The organism is Rothia terrae (assembly GCF_012396615.1).
Lineage (GTDB): Bacteria > Actinomycetota > Actinomycetes > Actinomycetales > Micrococcaceae > Rothia > Rothia terrae.
In genome coordinates this window covers 40,367-64,725 of sequence record NZ_JAAXPV010000003.1, presented here as the reverse complement: position 1 = coordinate 64,725, position 24,359 = coordinate 40,367, and the positions used below count along the sequence as shown (strand labels likewise).

20 protein-coding genes and 1 pseudogene are annotated in these 24,359 nt (G+C 52.8%); 5 read left to right on the top strand and 16 right to left on the bottom strand.

What is annotated here, in order from left to right:
- Window positions 1-39 precede the first annotated feature (39 nt).
- The 9 genes from ilvD to HF984_RS02485 all read right to left on the bottom strand — a co-directional run bounded on the left by ilvD (window position 40) and on the right by HF984_RS02485 (window position 10,892).
- Window positions 40-1,878 (bottom strand): dihydroxy-acid dehydratase, encoded by a 1,839-nt coding sequence (ilvD, locus tag HF984_RS02525; RefSeq protein ID WP_168614117.1) that lies wholly within the window; start codon window positions 1,876-1,878, stop codon window positions 40-42.
- A 203-nt stretch (window positions 1,879-2,081) separates the two neighbouring features.
- Window positions 2,082-2,666 (bottom strand): LGFP repeat-containing protein, encoded by a 585-nt coding sequence (locus HF984_RS02520; RefSeq protein ID WP_168614116.1) that lies wholly within the window; start codon window positions 2,664-2,666, stop codon window positions 2,082-2,084.
- Entirely contained in the window at window positions 2,647-2,916 is a 270-nt protein-coding gene (locus HF984_RS02515; protein ID WP_168614115.1) for a hypothetical protein, read from the bottom strand. The genes HF984_RS02520 and HF984_RS02515 overlap by 20 nt, the downstream gene beginning before the upstream one ends.
- Before the next feature lie 83 nt (window positions 2,917-2,999).
- Entirely contained in the window at window positions 3,000-3,599 is a 600-nt protein-coding gene (locus HF984_RS02510) for a hypothetical protein (protein ID WP_168614114.1), read from the bottom strand.
- 255 nt (window positions 3,600-3,854) lie between these two features.
- Window positions 3,855-5,060, bottom strand: a complete 1,206-nt coding sequence (locus tag HF984_RS02505; protein WP_168614113.1) for a cobalamin-independent methionine synthase II family protein — start codon at window positions 5,058-5,060, stop codon at window positions 3,855-3,857.
- 260 nt (window positions 5,061-5,320) lie between these two features.
- Complete coding sequence (locus HF984_RS02500; RefSeq protein ID WP_168614112.1) at window positions 5,321-6,853, bottom strand: amino acid permease; 1,533 nt, start codon at window positions 6,851-6,853, stop codon at window positions 5,321-5,323.
- Window positions 6,854-7,174: 321 nt separating this feature from the next.
- Window positions 7,175-8,374 (bottom strand): cobalamin-independent methionine synthase II family protein, encoded by a 1,200-nt coding sequence (locus HF984_RS02495; protein ID WP_168614111.1) that lies wholly within the window; start codon window positions 8,372-8,374, stop codon window positions 7,175-7,177.
- A gap of 230 nt (window positions 8,375-8,604) precedes the next feature.
- Window positions 8,605-9,258: a LuxR C-terminal-related transcriptional regulator gene (locus HF984_RS02490; protein ID WP_168614110.1), complete on the bottom strand. Its 654-nt coding sequence runs from the start codon at window positions 9,256-9,258 to the stop codon at window positions 8,605-8,607.
- 101 nt (window positions 9,259-9,359) lie between these two features.
- Window positions 9,360-10,892, bottom strand: coding sequence for a sensor histidine kinase (locus HF984_RS02485; protein WP_168614109.1), 1,533 nt, complete (start codon window positions 10,890-10,892; stop codon window positions 9,360-9,362).
- 348 nt (window positions 10,893-11,240) lie between these two features.
- Here HF984_RS02485 and HF984_RS11405 point away from each other — a divergent pair.
- From HF984_RS11405 to HF984_RS02465, 4 genes and pseudogenes are all read left to right on the top strand, one after another.
- A pseudogene (locus tag HF984_RS11405) lies at window positions 11,241-12,580 on the top strand (amino acid permease).
- 339 nt (window positions 12,581-12,919) lie between these two features.
- Complete coding sequence (treR, locus tag HF984_RS02475) at window positions 12,920-13,636, top strand: trehalose operon repressor (protein WP_210729530.1); 717 nt, start codon at window positions 12,920-12,922, stop codon at window positions 13,634-13,636.
- A 35-nt stretch (window positions 13,637-13,671) separates the two neighbouring features.
- A complete protein-coding gene (treC, locus tag HF984_RS02470) occupies window positions 13,672-15,315 on the top strand; it encodes an alpha,alpha-phosphotrehalase (protein WP_168614108.1) in 1,644 nt (547 codons plus the stop codon).
- Window positions 15,316-15,374: 59 nt separating this feature from the next.
- On the top strand, window positions 15,375-17,546 hold the full coding sequence (locus HF984_RS02465) for a PTS sugar transporter subunit IIABC (protein ID WP_168614107.1): 2,172 nt from the start codon (window positions 15,375-15,377) through the stop codon (window positions 17,544-17,546).
- 102 nt (window positions 17,547-17,648) lie between these two features.
- On the opposite strand, the gene HF984_RS02460 is transcribed toward HF984_RS02465, so the two are convergent.
- Window positions 17,649-18,767, bottom strand: a complete 1,119-nt coding sequence (locus tag HF984_RS02460) for an ABC transporter permease (RefSeq protein WP_168614106.1) — start codon at window positions 18,765-18,767, stop codon at window positions 17,649-17,651.
- 70 nt (window positions 18,768-18,837) lie between these two features.
- Complete coding sequence (locus HF984_RS02455) at window positions 18,838-20,016, bottom strand: ABC transporter permease (RefSeq protein ID WP_168614105.1); 1,179 nt, start codon at window positions 20,014-20,016, stop codon at window positions 18,838-18,840.
- A 71-nt stretch (window positions 20,017-20,087) separates the two neighbouring features.
- Here HF984_RS02455 and HF984_RS02450 point away from each other — a divergent pair, with 71 nt between their 5' ends.
- Window positions 20,088-20,675, top strand: coding sequence for a TetR/AcrR family transcriptional regulator (locus tag HF984_RS02450; protein WP_168614104.1), 588 nt, complete (start codon window positions 20,088-20,090; stop codon window positions 20,673-20,675).
- A 3-nt stretch (window positions 20,676-20,678) separates the two neighbouring features.
- On the opposite strand, the gene HF984_RS02445 is transcribed toward HF984_RS02450, so the two are convergent.
- The 5 genes from HF984_RS02445 to HF984_RS02425 all read right to left on the bottom strand — a co-directional run bounded on the left by HF984_RS02445 (window position 20,679) and on the right by HF984_RS02425 (window position 24,275).
- The gene (locus HF984_RS02445) at window positions 20,679-21,602 is read right to left on the bottom strand and encodes a glycine betaine ABC transporter substrate-binding protein (RefSeq protein WP_168614103.1); all 924 of its coding nucleotides are present in this window, start codon (window positions 21,600-21,602) and stop codon (window positions 20,679-20,681) included.
- Window positions 21,603-21,611: 9 nt separating this feature from the next.
- Window positions 21,612-22,271 (bottom strand): ABC transporter permease, encoded by a 660-nt coding sequence (locus HF984_RS02440; protein ID WP_168614102.1) that lies wholly within the window; start codon window positions 22,269-22,271, stop codon window positions 21,612-21,614.
- Entirely contained in the window at window positions 22,268-22,942 is a 675-nt protein-coding gene (locus tag HF984_RS02435; RefSeq protein ID WP_168614101.1) for an ABC transporter permease, read from the bottom strand. Before HF984_RS02435 ends, HF984_RS02440 begins: the two co-directional genes overlap by 4 nt.
- Window positions 22,939-24,003, bottom strand: a complete 1,065-nt coding sequence (locus HF984_RS02430) for an ABC transporter ATP-binding protein (protein ID WP_311242058.1) — start codon at window positions 24,001-24,003, stop codon at window positions 22,939-22,941. The genes HF984_RS02435 and HF984_RS02430 overlap by 4 nt, the downstream gene beginning before the upstream one ends.
- 77 nt (window positions 24,004-24,080) lie before the next feature.
- Entirely contained in the window at window positions 24,081-24,275 is a 195-nt protein-coding gene (locus HF984_RS02425) for a hypothetical protein (RefSeq protein WP_168614100.1), read from the bottom strand.
- Window positions 24,276-24,359 lie beyond the last annotated feature (84 nt).

The following is a 24,359-nucleotide window of genomic DNA, read 5'->3' as shown; positions in this document are numbered from 1 at the left end:
AAACCCGGGACCAATTGTTATACGCAAACTACATCATTTTTACTCCGGAACAACGCGCACGCCGCCCTTGTCAGCGCTAGTCACCATAGAAGCATAAGCACGCAAAGCCTTCGACACCTCACGCTCGCGCGGCTTGGTGGGCTTCCACGGCGCATCGCCCTTCTTCGCGCGTCGTTCAGCCAACTCAGCATCAGAAACATTCACGCGCAGGATGCGGTTATGCACGTCAATCTCAATCTCATCGCCGTGCTCCACCAAACCAATAGCGCCACCAGCGGCAGCCTCCGGTGAAATATGACCAATAGAAATACCCGAGGTACCGCCCGAGAAACGTCCGTCGGTAATAAGCGCGCACTTCTTACCCAGCCCAAGACCCTTGAGGTAGGACGTCGGGTAGAGCATCTCCTGCATACCCGGGCCGCCCTTGGGCCCCTCGTACTGAATGACGACAATGTCGCCTTCCTTTACGTTCTTAGACAGAATCTCGTGTACAGCCTCGTCCTGCGACTCCACCACATATGCCTTACCCACAAAGTGGAAGAGCTCCTCATCAATACCCGCACTCTTAATAACAGCGCCGTCCTCAGCAATATTGCCGTAAAGAACCGCCAAGCCACCGTCCTTGGTGTAAGCATGCTTTACCGCGCGAATGCAACCGTTTTCAGCATCGGTCTCATGGGACTCGTACTTGTTAGCGGTTGAGAAAGCCTGCGTGGTGCGAACGCCGCCAGGAGCAGCCAAGAAAAGCTCCTTAGCGGTATCGGTGGCAGCGCCAGAACGAATATCCCAGTCGCTCAACCACTGATCCAGTGAATCAGCATGCACCGAGTGGACGTTCGTGTTCAACAAACCGGCGCGGTTGAGCTCACCCAAAATTGCGGGGATGCCACCGGCACGGTGAACATGCTCAATGTGGTACTTAGTGGAGTTCGGCGCAACCTTAGCCAAGCAAGGAACATTGCGCGAAATACGGTCAATATCAGCCAGAGTGAAATCAACCTCACCCTCATTAGCAATTGCCAAGATATGCAGAACAGTATTGGTAGAACCGCCCATTGCAACATCCAACGCCATAGCGTTTTCAAACGCAGCCTTAGTCGCAATGTTGCGAGGCAGAACAGACTCATCATCCTGCTCGTAGTAACGCTTGCAAAGCTCAACAATCTGCTTACCCGCGTTCTCAAAGAGATCCTTACGCGCCACCTGAGTAGCCAAAGTGGTGCCGTTACCGGGCAAAGCCAAACCGATAGCCTCATTGAGGCAGTTCATGGAGTTCGCGGTGAACATACCCGCACACGAACCACAGGTAGGGCACGCATTCTTCTCAATCTGAGCCAGGTCGTTATCGCTCACCGAATCATCCACAGCCATCACCATCGCATCCACGAGGTCAAGGCGGTGCTCAACGACGCCCTCAACGCCCTCGCCGGACTCCATAGGACCGCCGGAGACAAAGATAACCGGAATATTCAGACGCATAGCCGCCATCAGCATACCGGGGGTAATCTTGTCGCAGTTCGAAATGCAGACCAGCGCATCCGCACGGTGCGCATTCACCATGTACTCAACAGAATCAGCAATCAAATCACGCGACGGCAGGGAGTACAGCATGCCGTCATGACCCATCGCAATGCCATCATCCACCGCAATAGTGTTGAACTCTTTAGCAACGCCACCAGCTTCTTCAATAGCGGATGCGACCAGCGAGCCCATATTCTTCAGGTGCACGTGGCCGGGCACAAACTGGGTAAAGGAGTTAGCAATAGCAATAATTGGCTTACCGAAATCGCTATCTCCCATGCCGGTTGCACGCCACAGGGCGCGAGCGCCAGCCATGTTGCGACCGTGAGTTGAGGTGCGTGAACGCAAGTGGGGCATTGCTTTTCTTCCCTTCAAGTCTCTTCAAGTGTGTTGTGTAAAAGTCTACGCTTCTGAAGAGATGCGACCAATGAGCGAGAATCTATTTCACAGTGTGAACAGGTGGTCGCGGGGGTGCGCGTCCTCCCTCACGGCTTTGTACATCCTTTTCTCTGTGTACAACGATTTTCGTTGCACACAGAGAAAAGGATGTACGAAACGGGCTAACGAACCACTACGCCGCCGCGTGCCGTCCACGTGATGTCGGCACCACCCGAGAACTTCACGTGAGTGACGCCGTTAGCATCCGTGTACTCATCGGTAGTCGGAAATCCGTACTTACCGATGTAACCGGTACGCGCAAAGTGGTTGTAGATTGCGCCCTTTGAGTTCATGGTGTGAGCACCGGTAGCCGGTGACCAGTAGATGCCGGTTTCGCGTCCGTTGGATGCGCGGAAATACTGAAGAGCGCCGCCTTCACGAGAGATTTCATCAGTTGCAGGGAAGCCCAGCGTAGGTGCGTGACCTGCCTGAACCCACTTGTTGAAAATCGCGCCATTACCATTCATCGCGTGAGAGCCAGTATTAGCTGACCAATAGAAACGGGTCTGCTCACCATTTGCCTTCTGGAAGACCTGACGCGCACCGTAGTAGTAGGCGGTCTCATCCTCAATGGGGTAGCCTACTCCGCGTTCGTAACCAGCGGTGCGGAAGCTATTACCGATTGCCTCACCACCGAGCTTGACGCTGTGAGTGCCGCCAAACGGCGACCAGTAGACGGTCTTAGCGTTAGAGAAGCTCTGCCACACCCCCCCCATCAACGGACGCGGTCTCATTAGAAGTCGGAACACCAAAGTAGGCAGCGCCACCGTTATTAGACACATAACTCTGGACGCCACCCTTCAGGGTGAAGCCGGCGAGGGCTGCGTTCAGGGAATTGCGGACGGGAGTGGCGAGGAGGTGCTGGTAATAATCGTGAAAGTGCAAGCTATCGTATAACGCATAACCCACTCCGTAATCTGATACCCAGTGCTGATAGGGGACAAAAGTAACGTTCATTTCCCGAGCTAAAGCAGAATATTTCTCGCTGAGATCATCTCGGCTACCGTGATTGGAGTTCTTTTCATTACTAATAAGACCCGTCAGAATAATCTGCGTATCTGGGTAATGAGGCGGAGCTTATTGATAGTTTCACGTGCACGTGAAACAGCCCGTTGACGGTCTGCTTCGTTGTACGAGTCGTTGCCTGAACCCTGAATGTAGATTGCTCGCGGCTTGCCCATGGGCAGGTCCCATTCATTGCTCACTACACCGCCGTAGTAGTCGCTACTAACATTGGGGCGCCACTTACCAAAACCAATTCCACCGCAACGGTAGGTGATAGGTGTGAGACCGGTTTGCTTGATGCCGCGCAGAACCCATGAACCCATTTCAGCCTGAGTACCACCCCACAAGCCTGAATCTGGAGTGTTACCGCCCCATACCTGCGAGTCACCGACAACCAGAATGTTTTTGGCGTTCATGGTGACATTGCCGTCCTGATGTACTCCTGCACGTGCATTCCACACGCGGTTGGATGAATGCGCTTCAATCTTGGGTGTGGCTTCGCAGTTAAAACCTGGGTTGTTTGAATCGCCAACAGATGCCGCTGACGCCATTTGGCCGGTTTCACGCTCAGCGTCGGATACATAAACTTCGGTGGGCTGTGGTGCAGACGGTGCTTCTTCTGCGAAGGCCGGCACGTTGAGGAAGAGCATGGAAGCTGAGAGGGCAGCGACGGTGCCGAACTTCTACCATGATTGTGTTTTCATATTCATTCTTTTTTATAAATGTGTACGGGGGACAAAACATTAGATACATCTAATAGGCTTTATCTTTCCAGAATGAATATAAAAAGCAGGTTTATTACTTACGCAACCCCGCGGTGTTGTACATTATTTTTCCCTTTGTACAAAGATTATCGATGTACAAAGGGAAAAATAATGTACGAAGCAGGTTTATGAGAACAGGCGCTCCGACGCGATGCGCGCACCCTCGGTCAGCGACGCCAGCTTTGCCCACGCCACGTCGGGGTGCAGGCGTCCACCCAGACCGCAGTCGGTGGATGCGACAACGTTTTCCTTGCCGACGACGGAAGCGAACTGCTCGATGCGCTGAGCTACCAGCTCAGGGTGCTCAACCACGTTGGTGGAGTGCGAGACAACGCCGGGCACAATGTACTTGCCCTCGGGCAGAGTCAGGTTCTCCCAGACCTTCCATTCGTGCGCGTGACGCACGTTAGCGGCCTCAAAGGTGTAGCCGCGCGCATTGATCGACAGCAAGGTGTCTGCCAGGTACTTGAACTCAAGGTCGGTGGTGTGCGGGCCGTGCCATGAACCCCAGCACAGGTGAAAGCGCACCTGGTCTTCTGGAATGCCTTCCAGGGCGTAGTTCAACGCGTCCACAGAGGTCTTGATAAAGGCCAGGTAGTCCTCAACAGAAGGCTCAGGGTTGATCTGGTCCCAGCCCTCAGAAATTGAGGGGTCATCAATCTGCAGGGTCAAACCGGCGTCCGTAATTGCCTTGTACTCTTCGCGTAGAACCTCAGCCCACGCAAACTGGAAGTCCTTATCGGATGCGTAGTGTTTGTTGCCCACGCGAGCTGCAGAACCGGGTGACAGCGCCGCAACGAAACCTGCGGATGCGCCTGCCGCCTCAATACTGGCCTTCAGGTTACGCACGTCGGAGGCAACCGCGTCCTGCCCAATGTAAGAAATCTCGGAGGTAGCAACTGGGAAGGCACTGTCAGGGTCATTGCCGGTATCAATTTCGCTGGTGTAAAAATCGCGGAACTTCGTCCAGTCACGACGATCGCCGAAGGTGGTGTATTTCAGGTTGCCGGGGGTTGAGCGGTGAACCTCGTTAGCGGGGTTGCCGTCCTTAACCAGCTCAAGGCCGCCAGTGCGAGCGAAGGAGTACGTCCACCATGCACCGTAGTCAACAGCCTGAGTCATTGCGTGGCCGTATTCGCCGTCGTTGACGATATCGATTCCGGTCTCAACCTGCTTGGCGACTACCTGCTTGACCTCATCGGCAAGGGTGGATTGGAAGTCAGCTTCATCAAGTGTGCCAGCCTTGCGAGCGACATTAGCTTCTTGCAGTTTCAGTGAGCGCGGAAGTGAACCAACGTGGGTGGTCAAAATGCGATCGGTGCTCAGTGACATGATAGGTATTTCCTTTGTTTATACGGCTGTATGTCACTACCTAGAAAACACCATGTGCGGGGGTGAAATAAAGCGGTTGAAGGCGTTATTCGCTATGTTTCTATATGCAGTTTTATGACGCTTCACAAGCAGTAAAAAGTCGCATTGCGGAATCTTCAGTAACATAGCTTCACTAGGTCATATACCCCGTTTTGTGACCATTTTATGACGCAAAAATGCCCCTTACCGCCGGTAGGCAGTAAGGGGCATATTCGCACTATTTAGTGGCGACGATGGTGTTCCGGGTGCTCTTTGAGGTAAGAGGTTGCAGGACGCTGCGCGATGACTGGGTTGAGACCGGTAAAGCCTTCGCGTTCCGCTGCGATTTGCAGAACGCGCTTGCGCACTGCGTACCAGCCTGCGATGAGAGCAGGAACAACGATGACGATCATCACGCCGAGAGTCCAGGTACCCACGGGGTAGTCCAGGCCGATCAGAACGATAACGCCGATCAAGAATGCGACGGTCAGCCAGTCAGTGAAAGGCGCGCCGGGCATACGGTATTCAGGACGCTTGTAGACGCCCTTCTTTGCCAGCGACAGGAACTTCTGGTGGGCCAGAACGATGGAGCCCCATGCCGCGATGATGCCGAAGGACGCGAGGTTCAGCACGATCTCGAATGCCTGGTCGGGAACGATTGCGTTCAGGGCAACACCGAGAAGTGCAACACCTGCGGTCAGCAAGATGCCGCCGAAGGGAACACCGCTCTTGCTGAGCTTCTTAGCGAAAGCAGGTGCTGAGCCAGCCATTGCCATGGAGTGCAGGATGCGGCCGGTGGAGTACAGGCCAGCGTTGAGCGATGACAGTGCTGCGGTGATAACAACGAGTTCCATGATAGGTGCTGCGTAGTCAACACCGATGGAGCCGAAGAAGGTTACGAACGGGGATTCGTCCTTGCTAAATGCGGTGTAGGGCAGAAGCAAGGTCAGTAGCAGAACGGAGCCGACGTAGAAGATCGCAATACGGTAGATCACGGTGTTGATTGCCTTGGGGATTACCTTGCGAGCGTCCTTGGTTTCACCCGAGGTAGTACCGACGAGCTCAACGGACGCGTAGGCGAACACAACGCCCTGCATGATGATCAAAGCGGGCAAGATACCGTGCGGGAAGAAGCCACCGTTATCGGCAATCAAAGAGAAGCCGCGTTCTGAACCGGTGGGAGTACCGAAGATAACGAAGTAGACAGCCAAGATCAAGAAGATAACAAGAGCTGCGACCTTGATCAGTGCGAACCAGAATTCAAGCTCGCCGAAGACCTTCACTGAAATCAGGTTGAGTGAAACAACCAAGAAAATCACGAGAAGAGCGATGAGCCACTGTGGAATACCCGCGATAAAAGTGCTGTACTGGCCAAACCACTTCACGTAAATCGCGATAGCGGTGGAGTCAACGATGGAGGTCATTGCCCAGTTGATCCAGTACATCCAGCCCGAAACGAACGCAGCTTTTTCGCCGTAGAATTCGCGGGTGTAAGAAACGACTGAACCTGATGAGGGGCGGTGAACAACGAGCTCACCCAATGCACGCAAAATCAAGAATGCGAAAATACCGCAAAATGCGTAGCTTAAAGCAAGTGCGGGGCCTGCAGTTGCCAGGCGTCCGCCTGCACCGAGAAAGAGGCCGGTGCCGATAGCGCCGCCGATAGCGATCATCTGAAGCTGGCGCGGTCCCAGTGACTTATGAAAGCCCGCCTGCTCTTCTTCAAAGAAGTCGTCAGCAGACGATACCGGGTTCTCAGAGCGATTCTGAGTCATATTCTGTTTTATCCTTACATGAAATATCGGCCATCGTTGAGAAACATTGATGACCGATACATATGATGCTATGCATCACCAATAGCAGTGATTCACACTCATTACACATTCATGCGGAATAGTAAAAACCAGCTATTATCTTGAAATCGTGCGGTTTTCACCGAGCAAACTCTCAAAAAAATGCGAACCTGTGAATAAAAATTCACAGGTTCGCTACCGACCGAACACTACAGTTACCCGCTTATAAGGCACGACTCCTTTCAGCGGCCAGAATGTTCTTCCGCCCTGCCGTAAGAAGTCCTACAAATTTGACGCACTTTCTTACGAAAATAATTTTTCAGAAGCGATGCGCGCGCCCTCAGTTAACGCCGACAGTTTTGCCCACGCGATGTCCTCATGAAGGCGTCCGCCCAAACCGCAGTCAGTCGATGCCACCACATTTTCTTTACCCGCAACGGACGCGAACTGCTCAAGACGTTGCGCCACCAACTCGGGGTGCTCCACAACATTCGTGGAATGTGAAACCAGACCAGGGTAAAGAATCTTACCCTCAAGATCTACACCCTCCCAGACCTTCCACTCATGAGCATGACGCGCGTTTGCAGCCTCAAAGGTATAGCCACCAACATTCAAGCTAAACAGCGCCTTCTGAATATGCTTCAGTTCAATATCGGTCGTGTGCGGGCCATGCCACGAACCCCAGCACAGGTGGTAGCGAACCTGATCCTGCGAAATATCCTTCAGTGCGTAGTTCAATGCTTCCAACGCCAACTGGGTAAACTTCAAATACTCATCAACAGTAGGCTCGGGCACCAGCTGGTCCCATGCTTCAGCGAAAGACGGATCATCAATCTGAATCGTCAGACCGGCATCCGCAATGGCCTTATATTCCTCGCGCAGAACATCAGCCCACGCGTAAATCCACTCTTCATCGGTTGCATAAAACTTATTACCGATACGAGCAGCAGAGCCCGGTGACAGCGCCGCAACAAACGCATCCTGCGCACCGGCCTTCAGCGCCGCAGACTTCAGGGCAGAGATATCACGCTGAACTTCATCCTGGCCGATGTAGCTCAACTCGCCTGTCGCTACCGGGAATACACCATCATTCTCGTTCCGAAGATTCAACGTGGAATAAAAATCCGCGAACTTGTTCCAGTCACGGCGAATACCGAAATCATTCAAACGTCCGTTACCCGGAGTTTTGAAAAGCTCTTCGGGAGTAATGCCTTCAACAATCTCAAGGCCACCGGTGCGCTCAAAAGAATACGTCCACCATGAACCGTAATCACTGTTGCTCACCGTGGTGTGCCCGTACTCGCCATCATTGACGATGCTAACGCCCACCTCAGCCTGACGCGCCACAATCGCATCAACTTCTTCAGTAAAAACATTGAGAAAATCAGCGTCGCTAAGCGCACCGGCCCGGCGGTCCTTGTTTGCCTGCAAAAGACGCTCTGAACGCGGCAAAGACCCTACGTGAGTGCTCTGAAAATGATCGGTGTTCTGAGTGATTGCCATGATGGCTCCTTAGTCTGTGAGTAATGTTCAACGTGCGTTGTTGAACACCATCACACCGCATCCACGATGCGCCGACCAAGCGATGTCGCGTTTATGGCGAGCTATTTCTCTATGTTTATTTATGACTTTTCAGCGCGCAAAAATACGTCATGTTAGACCCAAGGCGTAACAGTAGGTTGCCGCTACTCTGCCCAAACAGCATCATCGAGCAATCATTCTCGTCACGTTCACTAGGATGCTTCTAAGAAAGTCAGCACAGGTCGCACGCGTCGGTTACCCGCATCCGGCGGCAGACCCAGTTTGTCGAATACGTTACCGATATGTTTTGCCACCGTCGCGCTAGAAACAAACAGCTCTTCTTCAATATCAGCGTTCGATTTACCTTGCGCCATGAGCGCCAGAATCTCGCGTTCACGGCTGGTGAGCGCAGCCAGCTTATTGGTCTCTTGCGGCGCGTTCATCAGATGTGAAATAACGTCCGGATCAATCACCGTGCCGCCTGCGGCGACTGTGGTAAGAGCACGGGCAAACTCCTCGATGTTACCCACGCGATCTTTGAGCAGGTACCCCAAGCCGGTGGCACTGGTGGCAAATAGCTCCCGCGCATAAGCAGATGCGATGTACTGGGAAAGCACCAGAATCGGCAAGTCAGCGTAGGCTTCGCGCAACTGCAAGGCAGCTTGCAAGCCATCTGACGTATTTGTGGGCGGCATACGGACGTCCGTCAGCACAATGTCAATGTTGGCGCGGCCAAGTCGCTGGCAGGCATCCAGCAGACCGGGGGCGTCCTCAGACCATGCCACGACCTCGTGCCCCAGGTGAGTCAACACCATTTTGAGCCCCTCACGCAAAAGGGCGGAATCTTCAGCAAGAACAATGCGCATAGTCTTCATTCTAGAAAAAGTGCCGAGGTTCTCCCCGATGTCAGCTTCACTTCCTCGGCATTGATGCATAAAAGCTGATGACCTCAAAGAGAACCGTTGGACTAACCGTGGAGAGGAACAGACAGCGCAATGGTGCTTGATTCACCGGGGACGCTTGTCACCTGCACGTTACCGCCCAGAGCTTCGGCTCGCTCGCGCAGACCTGCAAGACCGGTGCCCGCACTGGGGTCCGCTCCCCCGCCACCATTGTCGATTACTTCAACCATGAGGTGCGTCAGCGAATCCCATACGTTCACCGTAATCCGTGTGGCCGCAGTGTGCTTGAGCGTATTAGTAATCGCCTCATTGACGGTGTAGTAGGCAACGCGTTCCACCTCGCGACGAGGACGTTCCCGCAGCTGAAAGTTCAGCTTGGTGGGAATGACGCTGTGACGTGCTAGCTCCTCAAGCGCCGCATACAAACCGTGGTCCTCAAGTACCGCCGGGTAGATACCGCGCACCGTGTTACGCAGGGTTTGCAGGGCGTGGGTAAGTTCTGTCTTGGACTGGGTGAGCTGTTGCTGGATGCTCTCCACCGGCAATCCTTGTGCTACCAGATTCTTTGCCTCCATCTCTGCCAAACCCAGACGCAGATTAATATTCACGAGCTCCTGCTGTACACCGTCATGCAGGTTACGCTCAATTCGACGACGTTCCGATTCAAACGAATCAACAATGGTGGTTCGTGATGCGGTCAGCTTAGCCACCTTGCGTTCATACTCTTCAGGACGCGGGGACAGAATGAGCTTTGACAGCGTTGTACTCGTTGCCGCTAAGAGACCGTTGATGTAGGCGAAGAAAAAGAGCACGATAAAAATACTCAGCGGAGCAAGCCACCACATATCCGGTGTGATGACCCAATTAGGGTGGTCAAGGTTCAGATTCGAGAACATCAGTGGATCTGAGTGACGGTACAGCTCCACTTGGCTCTGAAACATGGTGTTCAGCCCGAAGCTACTGGGGTCATACCAGATATTCAACGGATCTCTATTAATTGCAAGGTAGTACCAGACAACTCCGGCGATCATGAGAATGATGGTCTCGAGCAGAACGATAAGCCCCGCAATGCTCGCCATAAAAGCACCAAAGACCAGTGATGCTACCTCGCGCCACGTAGCCGCCTCTGTATAACGAACCTTCAGCCACTCACCAAAATTATGCAACGGTACCGGTACATGCCCGCTAGCAATCTTGCCGTGGCCAGCGAGTTCAATGCGCCAGCGCTCAAAATATCCAAACCATAGCCCAAGTAGCGGCAGGGTCAGAAAACCCAAAAGCATCACAACCGGAACAAGAAGAAGAGCACCTGATGATCCGAAAATAGCACCTGCTGCAGCCAAAGGAAGCGCAGGTAAAAGAAACGTATAGCTCATAACCCCTAGAACAATGAGAGAAAATAAAGCTATCCAAGGTCCTACTCCCACCGCGTACAGCGGGCTCATCATACGACGCCACAGGCTCTTTGGGCGGTTAGGTGTCTCATACTCGGCAGGCAGGTCTTCCGGCTGTTGCGGTACCGGTGAGAATACATCCTCACCCCGAGCGACTACGAGAGGAACAGTTGGTTCGTTATCAAAAGTATTGTGCGATGTCATGGTTCAATCGTCTCGCTTTTTACCCGCTAAAACAGTGGAGCAGGTTCTACTCTTCAAGGGTATAGCCAGCTCTACCAGAGTGCTTGAAGCCTCACAGGTGCGAGCCACGGGGTTTCCGCATCTTACTGTCATACCCCAGCAGATATACCTACAAGTAGCCGCAAGAAAATAGTCCGTGTTTTGAGATTTTTTAGTGGTTTTATGTCCTGCAGTCTGAAAGTTGTCGATGGTCATTTTTCTTCCATGCTCAGAGAAGAAGAAAAATCATCTCCCTGGAAGGAACATCATGGCTGAACACACCGCGTCAGTCGCGCCGACCGCAAGCAACCGCACAAGCTCGAGCGCACCCTGAAACGACGCCATCTCGAATTCATCGCACTCGGATCAGGCCTCTTTCTGGGATCAGGTCTAGCAATCGAGACTGCCGGTCCCAGCATTCTATTTGTCTATGCGTTTATCGGACTCTTCACCTTTTTAGTGATGCGTGCAATGGGCGAAATTCTGCTTTCCAATCTCTCTTACAAATCATTTGCAGATTTTACTAATGACATCGTGGGGCCATGGGCAGGATTTTACATAGGCTGGACCTATTGGACGGTGTGGGTCATCATCGCAATCAGCGACGTGGTAGCTATTACCGTTTATCTAGACGTATGGTTCCCTGACGTCCCCAAATGGATTCCCGCACTGTGCATCATTGTTCTACTAACCGGCGTTAACCTGGTGGCAGCTAAAGCATTCGATGAAATCGAATTCTGGTTTGCCACCATCAAAATCGCGACCGTCGTAGCGTTGATTGTAGTAGGAATCGTCCTTGTCCTTACTCACTTCCAGCCCGACGGGCACGGCCCAGCAAGCATTAGCAACCTGTGGAGCCACGGCGGATTATTCCCCATGGTTTCTCAGGCCTACTCGGCGGTTTTCAGCTAGGTGTTTTCAGCTTCTTGGGTGTTGAGCTTGCTGGCACAGTTGCCGCTGAAACCGAGGACCCAAAAAAGAACCTGCCTCGTGCCATTAATTCCATTCCCGCTCGCATCATCCTCTTCTACTTAGGATCCCTAGCGCTCATCATGATGGTTCAGCCCTGGGACACCATCACCTCATCTACTAGCCCCTTTGTGCAGATCTTTGGGTACATTGGAATCCCCATCGCCTTCCACCTCATCAACTTTGTGATGCTAACCGTCGCAGCGTCCTCAGCAAACTCAGGTATCTTCTCCACCTCACGCATCATGTGGGGACTTTCCAAAGAAGGTCAAAGTCCCGCGTTCTTCGGTCACCTCAGCAAACTCGGCGTACCCGCGCGATCACTCCTGTTCGCAGCTATTCTGATGCTTCCCGCACTAGCACTCGTCTCAATGTCAGACTCCGCCATCCAAGCATTCGAGAACCTCGCCGGTGTTATCGCAGTCCTCTACCTAACCGTGTGGATCATGATCATCATTTCTTATCTGGTCTACTACAAGAAGTTCCCCGAACGTCACGCACAATCTAAGTACAAGCTTCCCGGTGGCATCGTCTCAGCATGGGCAGCCATCGGCTTCTTCATCATCGTGTTCGTTGCCCTTGGTCTAGGTGAAGGCTCTCGATTCTCACTACTAGTAGCTCCCCTGTGGTTCATTATTGTGTTTGTGCTCTACCGCATCTTCGGCAAAAACAACCGCGCACACGCATCGGTGACCAGCTAGGCACAGCGCACAGCACCGTTAAACCGTTAATACGCCAGAAACCTTCAAAACAGGGGTCAAAAAGGTCTCATTTTGAAGGTTTCTGGCGTATTTACGTGATGAGGACGCGCGGGTGGGGGGTGCGCATGGCTACCTCGGGCGGGGTTTTATTTCCTCGCGCGCTCGGTAACCACAGTTGTCGATCGTCACCGCTTCACATGACGCGCAGGTTTGGGTAGGTGCGCTTGGCTTTCTGGATTTGAAAAATTATTTCCTCGCTCACTCGGATTTTTCAAATCCAGCCTGTCTAGACAGGTGGTAAAGTTAACCGCGTCCACCTACCAACCCAAGGGACCCACCGTGGCAGGAAAATACCAGCACATCGCAAACGACCTCGCCCATCGCATCAACCACGGCGAATTCAACGTCGGCGACATGCTCCCCAGCGAAAACCAACTCGCCACACACTACAAAGTCTCCCGCGAAACAGCACGCAAAGCCCTCGCAAAACTCACCGACGAAGGCCGCATCCAAAAAATGATGGGCAAAGGCTCCATCGTCATCAAACCCGCGCGCTACACCCTACCGGTCTCACACCTCGTCAGCTACACCGAATTCCTCAAAGACAACGGCATCGACTCAGAAAACCACGTCTTCGCCCTCGAAGACGCCCCGCTACCCGCGATGCCATTTCAAGACATCGACCCATCACTCACGCCTGGCCAAAAATGCACCTACGTTGGGCGTGTACGCATCATCAACAAACTACCCTCCATCGTGGACCACGACTTCATTCTCAAAAGCGTCGTCCCCACCATCTCTGAGAACACCGCGCAAGCCTCCCTCTACAACTACTTCGAAGACGACTTAGGGCTAACCATTGCCTACTCCCCCAAACAAATCACGGTCGAACCCGCTAACGCCCAAGACCAAGAACTTCTAGGACTATGCGAAGGCTCCTACGTGGCGGTCACTACCTCAATCGCGCACCTAGCTGACACCACCGCCTTCCAGTTCTCACAGTCGCGTCATCGCGCTGACAAGTTCAAATACCAAGATTTTGCACGACGCAAGTAAACCCCACACCATCACACAATACGAAAGAGAGAACGTTGAGTTTTCGAGATAAGGTCATCTACCAGATTTACCCCAAGTCGTTTTACGACTCAACGGGCAGCGGCGTCGGCGATCTTCGCGGCGTTATCGAAAAAGTGCCCTACATTGCCTCGCTGGGCGTGGACATGGTGTGGTTCAACCCGTTCTTTGTCTCACCGCAACGCGATAACGGGTACGACGTAGCGGACTACTACAACATCAACCCAGACCTGGGCACCATGGACGATGTTGACGAACTCATCGCTGCCCTCGCGCAGCACGGCATCGGCGTCATGTTCGATATGGTCTTCAACCATGTTTCAACCGAACACGAATGGTTTAAGCGTGCGCTGGCGGGTGAAAAGGAATACCAGGATTTCTTCTACCTTCAGCCCCTGCAGGCGGACGGTTCGCTTCCGACCAACTGGGAATCTAAGTTCGGTGGCCCGGCATGGGCGCAGTTTGGCGACACCAACCTCTATTACCTGCACCTCTATGACGTGACGCAGGCCGACCTGAACTGGCACAATCCGCGCGTGCGCCAAGAGCTTTTTAACGTGGTGAATTTCTGGCGCAAGAAGGGTGTGAAGGGCTTCCGTTTTGACGTCATCAACGTCATCGGTAAAGACGAAGTACTGCTGGACGCGCCCGAGGGCACCGTCGACAAGCTCATGTACACCGACACCCCGCGCGTCCACCCCTGGCTCTACGAGATGAACCGCGCAACCTTCGCTGATGACCCCGAGTCAATCACAGTGGGTGAGATGTCATCAACCACTATTGCTAATGCGGTGCGCTACTCTAACCCGCCTAATAAAGAGCTGTCGATGATTTTCAGCTTCCACCACCTGAAGGTTGATTATGACCGCGGTGAGAAGTGGTCGAAGGTTCCTTTCGATTTCGCGGCGCTCAAGGGCCTGTTGCACGGTTGGGCTGTGGGTGTGCAGGACGGCGACGGTTGGAACGCGCTGTTCTTCAACAACCACGATCAGCCGCGAGCGCTCAACCGTTTTGGCGATGTGAAGAACTTCCGTGTTGAGTCCGCGACGATGCTGGCATCCACCGTGCACCTTTCGCGCGGCACCCCTTACATTTATATGGGCGAAGAGATCGGCATGGTTGACCCGAATTACGATTCGATGGCTGATTATGTTGATGTTGAGTCGCACAATGCGAACAAGATTTTGAATGAGCGTGGGTTCAGTGATTCTGAGGCGTTTGAGATTATCAAGACTAAGTCGCGTGATAATTCGCGTACGCCGATGCAGTGGGATGCGGGTGAGAACGCTGGTTTTACGAGCGGGACTCCGTGGTTGCGTCCGACTGATTTTGAGGACATCAATGTTGAGGCTGAGCAGTCGCACGGCAAGATTTTGCCCTATTACAAGGAGCTGATTCGCCTGCGTAAGGAGCACCCTGTGATTGCTCGCGGTAGCTATGCGCCGTGGGCTGAGGATCATAGCCAGGTGTACGCGTTTATTCGTGAATACGAGGGCAATAAGCTGATGGTGCTCAATAACTTCTATGGAGAGACGACCACGGTTGATGTGCCGCAGGAGTTTGTGAACGGTGAGGTGCTGATTTCTAACTATGAGTCCCATTCGCCCGACACTAACACCATTGAGCTGGCGCCGTACCAGAGTATGGCAATCTTGGTCTAACGCTTATTTTGCTTGTCAGCAAAACTAATGATTTATCAACACACATGAAGGGTGAGATCATGACTGACTCATCGAACGCCGAGATTCTCGCGCCCATGCGCGGTGAAATCATCGGTATTGGCGAGGTCAATGACCCCGTCTTTTCGGGCAAGAAGCTCGGCGACGGTTTTGGTGTTAAGCCCACCGAGGCTCAGGTTGTTGCGCCGGTTTCTGGCACGGTGACTATGGTGGCGTCCACCAAGCACGCGGTAGGTATTAAGGCTGATAGCGGTGTGGAAGTTCTTCTTCACCTGGGTATTGATACCGTTGAGATGGATGGCGCACCGTTCACTATGAACGTGGCGAAGGGTGACACCGTTACTGCTGGTGAACCCATTGCGACCATGGATTTGGACGCTGTGGTCGCAGGTGGCAAAGACACCACCGCGATTCTGGCTATTACCAACACCCCTAAGGCTCTTGAGTCGCTGTCAGTGAACTCAGGTGCTGCTAACGCTGGCGATGTTGCTGCGGTAGCGCATCTTAAGGGTGCAGGCGCTTCTCAGAACACTGCTCAGGGTACGGGTAAGGGTGCAGCTGTAGGTGCTGGCGCAGGTGCCGCATCTGTTGCAGCGGGCTCTGTTGCAACCGGTCACAACGCAGCTCGTGCGGGCAACATTGAACACACCAACGTTGGCGCAACCAGCACCGCACAGGCACTGGATCCCGCCGCATCCAACGCATCGGGAACCACCGCTGAACGCCCCGCGCACCTTACCGGTTACGATGCGCTGGCGTGGGATATTCTCAACAACATCGGCGGCGCAGAAAACGTCAAGAGCGTGATTCACTGCATCACCCGGGTGCGTTTCTACCTCAAAGACGAAGACAAAGCCAACGACTCAGCTGTCTCAAACCTCGACGGCGTCATCGACGTAGCTCGCGCAGGCGGCCAGTACCAGGTAGTCATCGGCCCCGCCGTTGAAGACGTGTACGACGCCGTCGTCAAGCAGATTGGCGCAGGCAAAGCTGGCGGAGAAAACGAGTCTGAAGCAGAACCTACTGAACGCCCCTCGGGTGTGGGCGGATGGTTCAAGTGGGGCTTCTCCTCGCTCATCGGTGTGATCACCGGTTCCATGATGCCCGTGATCGGTCTTCTGGCTGCATCCGGTGTACTCAAGGGTCTTTTGACGATTCTGACCTATTACGAGCTGGTCGATAAAGATTCGCAGACCTTCACCATCATCAATGCCATGGGCGACGCCGTCTTCTACTTCCTACCTATCTTCGTGGGCTTCATCGCCGCACGCCGTCTAGGGGCAGACCCGATTATCGTCTCCATCATCGGTGGCGTGTTGGCTTACCCCACTATTGCCGAGCTGGCGAAGGGTGAAGCGACAGGCTCACTGCTGGGTATCTCTACCAACGCAGAATTCTTCGGAATTCCTTTCCCCATGGCGTCCTACACCTACTCCATCTTCCCGATGATCGTAGCCGCCTGGTTGTGCTCTAAGATTGAGCCGGTTCTCAAGAAGTGGATTCCTGCCGTTCTGCGTATGATCTTTGTTCCGCTCATTGAAGTTTTCGTGGTTTCAACCCTGATTCTTGTGGTTCTTGGTCCCATCATCATGTGGATTTCAACCGGCATTGCTGATGCCATTCAGTGGGTTTATGACCTCTCACCGGCTATCTCCGGCTTGGTTATCGGCGCCTTCTACCAGTGCCTAGTTATCTTTGGTCTGCACTGGGCAGTTATCCCGGTTGTTGCTAACGACATCGCATCGCAGGGTCACTCCTACTTAAACGCGATTATCTCAGCAACCATGGTTGCTCAGGGTGCAGGTGCTCTGGCAGTATTCGCCAAGACTCGCAACGAACAGATGAAGGGCCTCTCCGGTTCCGCTGCTATTGCTGGTTTCTGCGGCATTACCGAACCCGCTATGTACGGCATTAACCTCAAGTACGGTCGCGTTTTCGCATTGGCTTCTGTGGGTGCAGCTGTAGGTGGTTTCATTACCGGTCTGATGCACGTGAATATGTGGGGCTTCGTCGGCTCTTTGATAGGCTTCTTCAGTTTTATTAATCCTGACACTGGTCCCGACCAGTCATGGACCGGCTTCTGGATTGCTTCCATCGCCACCGTAATCGTTTCCTTCAGCCTGGTTTACTTCTTCGGATTCAAGGACGCTGACCTAGATAAACAGCGCACCGTTGAGAAGAAGCGCCTGGGTAACCGCGAGCCTGTGGCTTAATACAAAACTCCATTTCTAAAATAAATCCCGCAGAGTTGGCACCATTGGTACCCTCTCTGCGGGATTTTTAATAACTGAATATGTCCTTTACCTCAGAAAAGATTAAGGAGCTACTGCGCCTACTGCCATCATAAATTGGGCTTCTTCCATCTCACTCATCGTGGCAAAGAGATGACGACGCTTCTGACGAACCGTACCAAATACTGCCAGCACAATGCCTACTACCGCCCATATCAGCATTACCCATATGGGCTGAGCGAAGGACATATCTTGGAAGTAAATGGAGTTCTTTACTGCTTCAATACCTTGTGAAGAGAATAGCCAGGGATGAATTCCTGCGTAAAACGCATGCACCATATCTAAGGGAGCAGTCACCCCTGAAGTTGCCATGCCCAGTAAAGAAGTCAAGAAAATTGAGATAGGTAGCATTGCAGGACCTATGGCCAGCATGCCGCCCAGGGTCACGGCAAGGCAGGAGAAGCTAAGCAAGTAAAGTATGCCCCAAGTTCCCATGGCAGAACCGTCGAAAATGCCGAACACTGCCCAGCCAATAATGATTTCAGCAGTTGCAATAATTACCGGCATAGCAACACCAAGTATCAGACGGAGTTTTGAGTCCACTGGGAGCAAACCAAGAATCATACCGCTCATGAAACCTCCCAAGATAGCTCCTAAAGCAAGATAGACCGCACTGGTCCCAGAAGGATCTTCTTCATGCACGGGTTGGATATCTTCAGTTTGCATTTCTTGGTGAGATTGTTGCGCAACAGGTGTAAAGAGCTGAGTTACAGCGCTATTCACCTGCTTACCGTTTGCTCCTGCTAGATAGAGCTTTCCTTCAGCAGGATTGTAAGCTGCACGCACTTGCCGCTCATTGATTTGATTTTTAGCATCATCCACATTATCCACACGATGAACATCAAACGAACCCGCGGTTTGATGGTCTAAGTCGTCGGTTTGTTTTTGCACATCTGTTTCTGATCCGATGATTGCCACATCCATATGCCGGGGATGAACATCGTCCAGAGTGCCAGTTAATGTAAGCGGTAGAAAAATAAGCATGAAGAGGGGCAGTAACAAACCGGCGGTTACCATTCTCTTAGTGGTCAACCGTTGGTCAATTTTCCTCGGTGGTTTAGTCGGGTTAGAAAGCGTTCCCAACCCGGATGCAGGTGGTGCATCCCCTAAGGACCGGTAAGAATTTTGAGTATGTTTACGCATGCGTTCTTGCCTAGAATTTGCGCGGTGTGAACCAGTTGAATGGCTACTTATCTCATATGAAGAATCATTATTATCGGAGGTCATTTTCATCCTTCTCGGTCTCTGGGAGGTTGGTGTGAGGGGCCTGTTCGCGACTTCTCTCGACTGTGTCTGGCAAGGGATTATGCCCATCAGAGTCTTTTTTCATATTTTCTTCGGAAGCTTCTTCATAGGCAGTGAGCAAGGGTTCTTTCTCTGAAGGATGCTCTGCGCTGTAGTCAATAAGTTCTGTGCCTTTTTCAGGAGTCTTTAAGGAACCCATCCACAGCATTGCGGAACCCAGAATTGCCCATAGGACAAGGTTCAAAAGGTCTGGTCCGATTCCCACATGATCAAAATATAGTGTGCGCTTAGTGAGATCCCCTGCAGCACCAGAAGGCAATAAGGTGTGTAAGAAACTGAAGAAACCAGGCATCATGTCTGAAGTTATTGCAACCCCCAGCGCAGGGTTACCCAATATCACAAAGAGCACGATTCCCAACAAAGAGGAGGCGAGACCTAAAAGGCTTGCTGCCCCTAGTTGGAAGAGGGAGACAGCAAAAAACTCGGCGGCAAAAGTAAGCGCTACGGGTACCAAATGTTCCGTATAGATGCCATAGAAACCGTAGAGGATGGCCGTTCCGGTAATCCCTGCCAGTACAGCAAATCCAAGCAATATAGCAAGCTTTGTCCACAGCTTAGTGTTTTTGCCTAGCGCATTGATGATAGTAGAAGCGATATAACCCGCAATAATCGCACCCATGACCCCATACATATAGGCAGTACCCAGAGAATCGCTCTCCGCAGGTTTCTTTAGATTTTGTACATGAAGTTCGGTATGAGATTGCTTCGCAACCTCACTAAAAATACTTTGAGCAGCATTTGTGGCGAGCGGCCCACCAGCCGAGGCGACGTATAAATCTCCCGTAGCAGGATCGTAGGCAGCGCGTTCTTCGAGGCGCAGAACCTTTTCTTGAGCTGTCTCTACGTCTTGAACGGTAGAGACCTCCACTGCGTCCTCAGCTTCTGCCTCTAATCCTTGAGCTATTTGTTGGGCGTTATCCGTAGTTTGGATAATTGCCACCGGCATCTGATGCGGTGCCGGATTGTGAAAAGCACCCATAAAGGAGAGAGGGTAAGCGATAGCCATGAAAAGTGGGAACAGCATCATGACAATCAGTAATTTTGGTTCAATTTTTTTCGGAGGTACAGAAGAATTTTGCGCGTTCATAAAATGTACTTTACACCTGTAAAGTAAATTTACAGGTGTAAAGTACATTTCTTCATTGTTATACTGCTCATATGACCCAAAGCCCTGAGATCTCAGAAGATCCCCGCGTACTTCAGACTCGCTCTCTCCTGAGAGAAGCGCTTTCAGAACTCATTCAAACAGAACCTCCCGACAAGATTTCTGTATCCCAGCTATGCAAAAAAGCCGGAGTCTCCCGACCCACTTTCTATCAGCACTTTGCAGATGTTGATGCGGCCTATGGGGCTCTCGTTATTGATATGCTGAGCCGGCGCATGAACCAAGAAGACGCTCCAGCTTTTAGTGAAGGTCTGAGAGAGGCTTTGACCTTACTGATTGAATACATTGAAAAATCTCATAATTTCTACAGTGAAGTTCTCAGCAATACAAGCCAGCTCAACCGCACTCGGAATGAACTGAGGCAGTGGCTTAAGAGAAAACTTGCTTCTTTTCTTTTTGCAGAAAAATATGAAGAACTCAAGACCGATGAAAAAGAAAAACTCACCTTTATCACCGGCGGCGTCATGGCCTCTCTCGCTGAACAAATCACCCAAGAAAATGGAAAATCCTCAGCCCAAGATACAGCAAATCGTTTATACGCTTACGCCCTAACTATTCAGAACGTAAAGCCAATGGACTGATTGCTAGGCTACTAACTTCTGATCCACCCAATCCTTGGCAGCGGTAGCCGGATTAGTCTTTTCCTCGCCTGAAACCCTGTCGTTCAAAGCGATGAGATCCTCGGTCTTCAGCAAGGCAGACACCTCATTCAGTACATCGGCAGCAGCCACCGAAACCTGCTTGGCATTCACCACGGGAACAACCTGCTGAGCCAAGAAGTTATTCTTCGGGTCCTCCAGCACCACAAAGTTATTCTTCACAATCGCAGGATCGGTGGAGAAAAGATCTGCCGTCTGTACCTGATCGTCGATGAGCGCCTGCACAGTTAGCGGGCCGCCGCCGTCGTTAATCGGTGAGAACTTAGCCGGCACAAAACCGTAGTTCTTTTTCAGCCCTGGCAAACCGTACGAACGCTCGGCAAATTCAGGAGGACCACCGAGAGTTATCTCAGAGTTATGCACGGCGAGGTCTGCAATAGACTTCAGCCCGAACTTCTGTGCCACTTCCGCGGTGACCACCAGCGAATCCTTATTCTCAGCGGGAGAAGGATCAAGCACCGAAAGCTGATCGGAAAGAGCAGAAGGAAGAGCTTTCATAATCTCTTCGGGAGCCTGCGCCTTGGTCTGCGCATCAAAGTAGAGTAGCAAGTTACCGCTGTAATCAGGCACAACGCCTACCGTTCCTTCTTGGAGCGCACCGATGTACGCCTCACGCGCACCAATAGCGGGAACAGTTTCAGCATTAATACCGCGCTTCTTCAAAGCAGCCGCGTAAATTTCAGCGATAATCTGCGACTCCGTGAAGTCAGCCGAACCGACAGTCACGGTGTCACTCACTCCCCCGCTACCAAAAGCTGTTTCGCCGGAGAGACCGCATCCGCTCAGCGCAAGCACGCCCGTGCCTAGCCCTGCCAAAGTAAAAAGTTGACGACGATTCATAGTGTTCATGGGTAAGTCCTATCGGGTTCCGCGCGGGGTAAGTGCGCGCTGAAGCAAAGCAAGAAGTGCGTCCACAATGAGCGCAAGAAGAGCAACGAGAACAACGGCGGCAACCATGCGCGGGTAATCACGCACAGCAAGACCGTCAATGAGGTAGCGGCCAAGACCACCTAGGTTGATGTAGGCGACCACGGTGACGGTTGCGATAACCTGCAGTGCAGCATTGCGGATGCCACCGAAAATCAGCGGAAGCGCCAGCGGCAACTCAACCTTGCGCAGAATCTGGCTTTCAGTCATGCCCTGGGCACGAGCAGCATCTACCGTCACCTTATCGACGGCGGCGATACCCGAGTAGACGCCTGCCAGAAGCGGCGCAATTGCGAGGATCACCAGAGCGGCAATCGGGGCCACCAGCCCCAGCCCGAGCCACAATGCGAAGAGAGTCAGCAAACCGAGAGTCGGCAAAGCGCGTAAGGCACCGGTGATAGCGACCACCACGTTTTCACCGCGTCCGGTATGCCCCACCATCAAACCGATCGGCACAGCAATCACAGCCGCGATTAGCAAAATAAGAGCCGAGTAGCCAAGATGCTCAGCCACGCGCTGGAAGATACCACCGGCGCCCGTCCACGCGCCGTCAGCAGTAAACCAAGCCCACGTCTTATCGAAGATATTCATGCTTTCCTCCAGCGGGTGAGCCACGCGCCGATGAGCGCAAGCAGGCGGTCAAGAATAAGAGCAAGGACGACGGTGCCCACAATACCGACGATGATTTCAGCAGGTAGGTTGCGGCGCAGACCGTCCGTAAAAAGCGTACCGAGGGATTGAATACCAATCACTGCACCCACCGACACCATTGAGATGTTCGAAACGAGAGCCACGCGCAGACCCGCCAGCATAACGGGCACCGCGAGGGGAAGTTCCACTGCCCAGAAACGACGCACAGGTTTATAACCCATAGCCGTTGCTGACTCCAGGGTGACCGGTGAGACGGACTCAAAGGCATCCACGGCGGAGCGCACCATCATGGCAACCACGTAAATAGTGAGTGCCACGTAGACGTTCAACGGTGAGGTGATCGAGGTACCAAGCACCAGCGGCATCAGCACAAAGAGCGCCAGCGACGGAATGGTATACAGCAGCGCGGCAGTGTTCACAACCGCCCCACGCTTAAACGCTGACCCCGCAGTGTGACCGGCGGTTGAACGTCCATCGCGGCGGCGTCCTACCGCCAACCGAGCTATCGGAATTGAAATGAGCGTTCCGGCAATTACCGGAATAATCGACTGCAACAGGTGCAGCGCGCTCAACTGCCCCACATAGGGCAGGTTATTCATCAGCCAGTTCACGCGTTCACCCCGTAACGACGGTGACGCTCAGCTTCAGTGGCGGCAAGAACGTCCTCGGACTTCAGTAAGCCCAGCACCTTACCGTTACGATCAACCGCCACACCAACACCCGACGGCGATGACAGCACCGAGTCCAGCGCATCACGCAAAGTGCCGCCCTCGACAAAGAGTGAGCCACCGGGAATGGTGCGTCCATCAATGATCCAACCGGCGGGTTTGCCGTCTTCTACCTTGAGTTCCCACTGTTGCCACGGAGTGTGCTGGCTCGTCAGCGGGTGAATTTTTACGTCGGATGCGCCCGCGAACGTCAAGCGGCGCATACCGCGGTCGCGTCCTACAAACGATGCCACAAAGTCATCAGCAGGTTCACGCAGAATTTCTTCGGGGGTGCCAAACTGAGCGAGGCGTCCTCCCACTGCGAAAACAGCAACGTAGTCACCGAGCAGAACAGCCTCATCGATATCGTGCGTCACGAAGATAATGGTGCGCTGAAGCTCTGATTGCAGGCGCAAAAGTTCTTTCTGCAAGTCCTGACGGACAACGGGGTCAACAGCTGAGAAGGGCTCGTCCATGAGCAAGATCGATGAGTTGGATGCGAGCGCACGAGCCACACCTACGCGCTGCGCCTGACCGCCGGAGAGCTGCGCGGGGTAGCGCTTTGCCAGTGAGGTGTCGAGGCCGACGGTTTCCATGAGCTGAAGTGCCTCGGTGCGCGCTGATTTAGCGCTTGTGCCGTTGAGGCGAGGCACGGTTGCGATGTTGTCCACGATAGTACGATGCGGCATCAGACCAGCCTGCTGAAGCACATAGCCCATGGAGCGACGCAGTTTGTGGGGTTCTTGCGCGGTATTGGGTTCACCGTTGACCAGGATCTCACCACTGGTGTGCTCAACCATGCGGTTAATCATTCGCAAAGAGGTGGTTTTGCCGCAACCAGAGGGTCCCACGAATACGGTGATTTTGCCGCGGGGGATGCTCAGGTTGAGGTTATCGACAGCCACAACATCACCGTATTTTTTGGTGACTGACTTGAATTCAATAGCGTTAGGGGAATCTAGCACATCAGTATCTTTCACAGGAGTTAGGTTATTCAAAACTTTATAAGCAAACTTGTCGGTTGTGTCGAAGGCATCACTGTTTAGATGACATATGAACCTTCTTTACCTGCAAGACCTGCCTCAACCGCGTCCTGAACAACGGTTGCTATAGCGCCGCCCGCTACAAGTTCAATCGCGCTAGCAAGATCATCGGCGAGCGCGCGGTCATCATCCAGCGGGGCAATGAGCTCACGAACAGCGGTGTAAATCTGAGTGGAATTAAAATCGGTCGTCATCTCCTGCTTTCAGGAGGGAACATGAAGAAAAGATACCCAAATTATCTAAGTATGCGGAAAGACCGCAGATGAGGGCATGAGGGC

Bases quoted from the DNA above. Each gene is read 5' to 3' on its own strand.
- ilvD (WP_168614117.1), bottom strand. From the start codon at position 1,878: ATGCCCCACTTGCGTTCACGCACCTCAACTCACGGTCGCAACATGGCT.
- HF984_RS02515 (WP_168614115.1), bottom strand. From the start codon at position 2,916: ATGAACGTTACTTTTGTCCCCTATCAGCACTGGGTATCAGATTACGGA.
- HF984_RS02505 (WP_168614113.1), bottom strand. From the start codon at position 5,060: ATGTCACTGAGCACCGATCGCATTTTGACCACCCACGTTGGTTCACTT.
- HF984_RS02500 (WP_168614112.1), bottom strand. From the start codon at position 6,853: ATGACTCAGAATCGCTCTGAGAACCCGGTATCGTCTGCTGACGACTTC.
- HF984_RS02495 (WP_168614111.1), bottom strand. From the start codon at position 8,374: ATGGCAATCACTCAGAACACCGATCATTTTCAGAGCACTCACGTAGGG.
- HF984_RS02490 (WP_168614110.1), bottom strand. From the start codon at position 9,258: ATGCGCATTGTTCTTGCTGAAGATTCCGCCCTTTTGCGTGAGGGGCTC.
- HF984_RS02485 (WP_168614109.1), bottom strand. From the start codon at position 10,892: ATGACATCGCACAATACTTTTGATAACGAACCAACTGTTCCTCTCGTA.
- HF984_RS02465 (WP_168614107.1), top strand. From the start codon at position 15,375: ATGACTGACTCATCGAACGCCGAGATTCTCGCGCCCATGCGCGGTGAA.
- HF984_RS02460 (WP_168614106.1), bottom strand. From the start codon at position 18,767: ATGCGTAAACATACTCAAAATTCTTACCGGTCCTTAGGGGATGCACCA.
- HF984_RS02455 (WP_168614105.1), bottom strand. From the start codon at position 20,016: ATGAACGCGCAAAATTCTTCTGTACCTCCGAAAAAAATTGAACCAAAA.
- HF984_RS02450 (WP_168614104.1), top strand. From the start codon at position 20,088: ATGACCCAAAGCCCTGAGATCTCAGAAGATCCCCGCGTACTTCAGACT.
- HF984_RS02445 (WP_168614103.1), bottom strand. From the start codon at position 21,602: ATGAACACTATGAATCGTCGTCAACTTTTTACTTTGGCAGGGCTAGGC.
- HF984_RS02440 (WP_168614102.1), bottom strand. From the start codon at position 22,271: ATGAATATCTTCGATAAGACGTGGGCTTGGTTTACTGCTGACGGCGCG.
- HF984_RS02425 (WP_168614100.1), bottom strand. From the start codon at position 24,275: ATGACGACCGATTTTAATTCCACTCAGATTTACACCGCTGTTCGTGAG.